General features: G+C 41.8%; 8 protein-coding genes and 1 pseudogene. 5 read left to right on the top strand and 4 right to left on the bottom strand.

Going from position 1 to position 4,517, the window contains the following annotated elements:
• Window positions 1-100 precede the first annotated feature (100 nt).
• Entirely contained in the window at window positions 101-235 is a 135-nt protein-coding gene (locus V7L31_RS32435; protein ID WP_334700038.1) for a hypothetical protein, read from the bottom strand.
• A gap of 279 nt (window positions 236-514) precedes the next feature.
• Between V7L31_RS32435 and V7L31_RS32440 the strand changes: the two genes are divergently transcribed.
• Window positions 515-712, top strand: coding sequence for an NblA/ycf18 family protein (locus tag V7L31_RS32440; protein WP_334700039.1), 198 nt, complete (start codon window positions 515-517; stop codon window positions 710-712).
• A gap of 545 nt (window positions 713-1,257) precedes the next feature.
• On the opposite strand, the pseudogene V7L31_RS32445 reads toward V7L31_RS32440, so the two are convergent.
• Window positions 1,258-1,437, bottom strand: a pseudogene (locus tag V7L31_RS32445) (DUF1993 family protein); the annotation flags it as partial.
• A 38-nt stretch (window positions 1,438-1,475) separates the two neighbouring features.
• Between V7L31_RS32445 and V7L31_RS32450 the strand changes: the two are divergent.
• Entirely contained in the window at window positions 1,476-1,832 is a 357-nt protein-coding gene (locus tag V7L31_RS32450; RefSeq protein WP_334700045.1) for a hypothetical protein, read from the top strand.
• Between the two features lie 133 nt (window positions 1,833-1,965).
• Here V7L31_RS32450 and V7L31_RS32455 read toward each other — a convergent pair whose 3' ends face one another.
• A complete protein-coding gene (locus V7L31_RS32455; protein ID WP_334700040.1) occupies window positions 1,966-2,118 on the bottom strand; it encodes a hypothetical protein in 153 nt (50 codons plus the stop codon).
• Window positions 2,119-2,229: 111 nt separating this feature from the next.
• On the opposite strand from V7L31_RS32455, the gene V7L31_RS32460 reads away from it, so the two are divergent.
• The 3 genes from V7L31_RS32460 to V7L31_RS32470 all read left to right on the top strand — a co-directional run bounded on the left by V7L31_RS32460 (window position 2,230) and on the right by V7L31_RS32470 (window position 3,760).
• Window positions 2,230-2,688, top strand: a complete 459-nt coding sequence (locus tag V7L31_RS32460) for a MarR family winged helix-turn-helix transcriptional regulator (RefSeq protein WP_334700041.1) — start codon at window positions 2,230-2,232, stop codon at window positions 2,686-2,688.
• Window positions 2,689-2,820: 132 nt separating this feature from the next.
• The gene (locus V7L31_RS32465; RefSeq protein ID WP_334700042.1) at window positions 2,821-3,291 is read left to right on the top strand and encodes a methyltransferase family protein; all 471 of its coding nucleotides are present in this window, start codon (window positions 2,821-2,823) and stop codon (window positions 3,289-3,291) included.
• Between the two features lie 46 nt (window positions 3,292-3,337).
• Window positions 3,338-3,760 (top strand): ester cyclase, encoded by a 423-nt coding sequence (locus tag V7L31_RS32470; protein WP_334700043.1) that lies wholly within the window; start codon window positions 3,338-3,340, stop codon window positions 3,758-3,760.
• 152 nt (window positions 3,761-3,912) lie between these two features.
• On the opposite strand, the gene V7L31_RS32475 is transcribed toward V7L31_RS32470, so the two are convergent.
• Window positions 3,913-4,517 (bottom strand): alkaline phosphatase family protein (locus V7L31_RS32475; RefSeq protein ID WP_334700044.1); only part of this gene is annotated, 605 nt, incomplete at its 5' end.

The raw sequence follows: 4,517 nt of genomic DNA on the forward strand, positions 1-4,517 counted from the left end.
AGCGATTCTAAAAATTTTGAAAGTCATTCTGGATAAAAGTTCGTTTTTTTTGCTTGGGAGGAACTGACCTTTTAGCGAGCGCAATCTGTGCCCAAATTTCTCACGCCATCCACTCAGTCCACTGCGGCGCATCGACAAGCAGTTGAGCAAATCTGTCTGGGCAAATCTCGTCAAATTCGAGCATCACGCCTCGACGCTCACCACTCTTGCCAAAAGGAATAATTGTATTGCCCATCTCCTCCAACAGCGATGGCGCTGTTTCGCCCGCCTTCAAGCGATCGCCAGCTACAAGCAGAGGCGAAAAATGCTTTTAAAAACCTCTTAGTAAGAAACTTTAGAACTTAAGTTTTTACTTGGGTTGCCACAATGGAGTTGTATCAAGGTTTTCAGCAGCAGATACGGCATTTCTAACCTACGTCGGTACGGTTTACACCCTTCGATTTTTGTAAAGGCACCGTAACATTTATTTATATAAAACAATATTTGCTTAACTTAGCAAACTCAAATAAAAGCTATGAACCAACCCATTGAATTATCTTTAGAACAAGAATTTAGCCTTAGAACTTTCGCGGATCAAGTGAAGCAGATGTCCCGTGAACAAGCTCAAGAGTTTTTGCAGGTGCTTTATAAGCAGATGATGATAAGGGAAAAGACTTACCAAGAATTGCTCAAACATCAGTGGGAAGTTGGTTCAGGTTCAATCTTGGGTTAAAACAAACCTTGCTGTCGTTAGTTTAAGCGACTCAGAAGATAACGAACACACAATTGTCTTTTTGAAGGGCAAGGCAATAGAGATTATTTGCTTCCATAAGAGAAAACTGTAGAATAACAAACTTACAATAACAGTTTTGAGTTCTGATGGAACAGTGAACTACTCTGAACTACACCACCACCAGCTAATCACAGACCACAAACCTACACTCGTCAGCAAAGTTAACCCAAACCTGCCACTGCCCCAGGCATCTGTTCCAGTAAGGTTCACTATCAGCAATTCCAACAGCCTCGCCAACTTGGGAGACTAGCTCAGTATAGAACCGACCAGCGCAACAAACTTTTGCTCTTGGAATACTTCTAATAGACATCTCCGATTATGCCAGTATAACCTTTAGTCACTTCCACCCCAAGTCCAGGCAGGATTGCCAACTTTTCCCCACAATGCCAATAAGTCAAGAAGTCTATTTTTTACTAACTCAAGCAATATGTAACGCAAGTTTTGCTCAGAAATTCTCGAAAAAATTGCGTTAGATACTGCTCCGATTAAGGCTGACCAAGAAAGTCTCCTTTACCAAGTTCTACACCGCAGTGCCTAAGAATGTCATAGGCTGTTGTGACATGGAAATAAAGGTTTGGTAAAACAAAATATAGGAGAAATGGCATTCCTTGAAAAGAGAGAGTGTTGTCACGCATCTGTAGGGTAATTTCTCTCTCTTCTGAACCCTGGTAATAACACACTTATTGGTGGCAATGGCAATGACATTCTTACAGGTGGTTTTGGGAATGATACCCTAATTGGAGGATCTGGTACTGATACCTTTGCTTTCGATAGTTACAATGGAGGTGCTGATACTATTGATGACTTTAACGCCACTAATGAACTGATTCAAATATCGGCTGGTGGTTTTGGCAGTGGGTTATCATCAGGTTCACTTAAGACAAGTCAGTTTACAATCGGAACATCTGCAACCACGAGCGCTCAACGATTCATCTATGACTTTTCTACAGGTGCGTTGTTCTTTGACCAGGACGGCAGTGCATCTGGGTTTACTCAGGTAAAATTTGCACAACTATCTGCTGGGCTGTCACTAACCGAAAAGAATTTTGTGGTTGTTTAATCTTTATTAGCGCTCCAAAATAGACAAACCCAGTTGCCAGAGGAACTGCCCCAAAATCCAAACTGGAGACTCCGATAGCGGGATGGTCAGATTGAGAATACCTTTAACATAAGATGCATTGCGTTTTGAGAACTCAGCCAAAGCCTGGTTGGTAGTGGTAAATATCTAGCCATCGCCAAGTGTGAGAAATCCCAGTATTACCCGAAAACTCAGTGTCATCGGCTCCCTCTCGATGCCTTTGAAGAGATACTCCTTTATCCTCAAGGTAGACTGTACCTGTTGTCAAAATTTGAATTTGGAATTGCTGATTGGCGAGACAATGTTTTTAGCCTGAGAGTGAGTAGAAAACTTCATGGAGGCACTTGACATCAAAAATAAGTGCATATACACTTAAAGTATGAATAAACACACTAACTCAATCAACACTGATCTTCTAGATCAAGTGGGTTTAGCGTGCGCCTGTTTCAATATCCGAAAGGCTTCTCGTGTTATAACACAACACTTTGATGAAGTACTTAAGCCAAGTGGATTGCTAGTGACTCAGTTCACTGTTCTGGCTGCTGTAGCGATCGCCAAATCAGCCACGGTCAACGAGTTAGCGGAGATACTAGTAATGGATCGCACGACCTTAACCAGGAATCTTAAGCCCCTTGAGTGTGAAGGATGGTTAAAATCTAAACCTGGACAAGACCAGCGAACTCGTATAATTGCCTTGACCGAAGCCGGAGAAGTTGTCTTAGCGAAAGCTTTACCATTGTGGAAACAGGCTCAAAGCATGGTTGAGGAAGCACTTGGACAGCAACGATGGAACAGTTTGCTGGCAAATTTAGTAGAAGCAACAGCACTCTTGCGTTAAGTCTAAAATTTTTCTCCAAAAAGTGTATATGCACTTAATTTCTCTATATTGGCAGTTGATGATATGCATTCAAAAAAATCATCTTTCCTCTCAGAGCATTATTAGCAAAATCATTATAAAAGGTAGCTCATCATGGAACAGGGCATGTCGGATAATCCTGGAATAATTGCTTTTCCGCCAGCACTTTATGCTGGAACATTATTAATCGGATTAGTACTTAGTTTCGTGTTTCCAATCGACTTTTTATCGCGATCGGTAGCACTAGTTTTGGGAGTATTAGCGATTATTTGCGCGGGTTTGATAGTAACTTCAGCTTTTCGGACGATGAATCGCGCACAGACAGAGGTTAACCCTTCACGTCCGACAACAGCGATCGTTTCGGACGGGGTTTTTAGGTTAAGTCGCAACCCAATTTATTTGTCTCTTAATCTGCTTTACATCGGCATCGCGTTGCTATTTAGTGCGCTCTGGGCATTGTTACTATTATTGCCCCTTTTAGTTGTTGTGCAAATCGGGGTTGTTCAGCGCGAAGAGAGTTACTTGGAGCGTAAATTTGGCGATGAATACTTACGCTACAAGGCACGAGTGCGTCGCTGGGTATAAATTATCCATTAAAAGCAATTGAAAATTACTCTATGGAGAAAAGCTGATGAGCGACATCAATAAAAACAAGCAGATTATCCAGAACTTTATTCAAGTAGTTTGGAAAGGTCGAAACCTTGCTGCTTTGAAAGACTTTTGGACAGAAGATTGTATCAATCACGCAATGCCAGGGTCAGAAAATCGAGGACTTGACGCGCTTAGGGTCTATCACGATTCGTTCTTTGATGATTTTTTCTCTGCTTTCCCCGACATCGAGATTGAAATCATGCAGCAGGTTGCGGAAGGAAATCGGGTTGTTACATATATCGTAAGCAAAGGCAGACACAGTGGCGCATTCGACGGCATTCTACCAACAGGCAAAACCATCTCAACATCAGTTATCCGAATTGATCGTGTTCAAGATGGCAAGATCGCCGAGCATTGGTCTGTTTCCGACGCGGCAGGTCTGATGCAGCAACTTCAATCTTGAACTATATTAATGCGGCTTTTTTGTCAAATAAAAAATAGAGGGTGTGCTTGAACACCTGGGGGATTGATTGCGATCGCATACACTCATCTAGTCTGAAATTTTAATTTCATACCACTTTTCCCCAAAAACTTACACAAGGGCAAAAAAGTTACTTATTGCCAGGAATCAGTAATTGGGGTTGCATTAGTGGCATTATTCAATCCAGGTAATCCATAGCTTGCTTCAATCGTGCGTAACATATTGTAGTGATTGATATTCTCACTATATTGTCCCGTTATAACGTGAGCGCCATAAAAGATAGTTGCAATCCGATTGCTGGTTGTGCCATTATCTTCATCAAAGGTAACTATCAGCAAGCTGTTGTGAGTTTTAGCCCACTGTGCATAGGCATCCAGATTATTTTTCAGCCAGGTATCACCTTGTTGAATTGTGCCATTGTGCATATCATCTAGTTGGTTAGGAACAACAACGGAGACAGTAGGCAGATTGGCAAAATTCGCAGGTGAAGGAAAACTTGTAAACGGTTGATTTACGGAACTAGCAACATTAGTGAAATCAACCCAAGGGTTGTGTTTACGATAGTAACCATTAGACCCGCCGGAGTTACAACCTGTATAACCAACACTGGGCAGACTCTCTGAATAACCTATAAAAGTCTTGCCAATGCCCAATAACTGGGTAGTCAGATTAGCTCCGCCAAATGTTAATGGACAATTATCGTTTGTCACACCTTGTGTAGAGCCACTAAATAAGGCTA

The sequence above is a fragment of the Nostoc sp. genome, from assembly GCF_036916655.1.
In the GTDB taxonomy this organism is placed as follows: domain Bacteria; phylum Cyanobacteriota; class Cyanobacteriia; order Cyanobacteriales; family Nostocaceae; genus Nostoc.